Annotated in this window: 1 protein-coding gene; it reads left to right on the forward strand. The window is 61.6% G+C overall.

What is annotated here, in order from left to right:
* Positions 1 to 136: 136 nt before the first annotated feature.
* Positions 137 to 706, forward strand: a 570-nt coding sequence (locus tag JF66_RS20055; RefSeq protein WP_197059516.1) for an extracellular solute-binding protein, incomplete at its 3' end; no start/stop codon positions are given.

Consider the following 706-nt stretch of genomic DNA (forward strand, 5'->3'; position numbering starts at 1 on the left):
GCTCGCGCTGTCGCCGCGCTCGCGCTGACCTCGTGTTCAGCACCGGCATCATCCGATGAAGCAGTCACCGCAGACTCGCAACCCCCCCCCCCCCCCCCCCGCATCGATCAGCTACGCCATCTGGGACGAGAACCAGGTGCCGGCGCTGGAAGCCAACATCGCCGCGTTCAACGAGATCTACCCGAACATTGAGGTGAACATCGACATCACCCCGTGGGCCCAGTACTGGACCAAACTGCAGACTCAGGCCTCGGGCGACACCTTGCCGGACGTGTTCTGGATGAACGGCCCGAACTTTCAGCTTTACGCCGCCAACGACCAGCTTGAGCCGATGACGAATCTCATCGACGCCGGCGAGGTCGACCCGAGCAACTACGTCGATGTGCTCAACAACCTGTACTCGTACGACGATGAGCAGTACGGCATGCCCAAGGACTTCGATACGGTAGCCCTCTGGTACAACAAGGCCATTCTCGATCAGGCCGGCGTTGCCGTACCTGACGGCACCTGGACCTGGGATGACTTCGCCACCGCAGCTAAAACTGTGAGTGACACCCTCGCCGACCAGGGCATCTACGGCGTCGCGACCGGCCTGACCGGTGGTCAGGAAGGGTACTACAACACCATTCTGCAGGCCGGAGGAAACATCATCTCCGAGGACGGAACAACGAGCGGCTACGACGACCCGAAAACGATCAGGGGCCTG

It is taken from the genome of Cryobacterium sp. MLB-32 (genome assembly GCF_000738085.1).
Lineage (GTDB): Bacteria > Actinomycetota > Actinomycetes > Actinomycetales > Microbacteriaceae > Cryobacterium.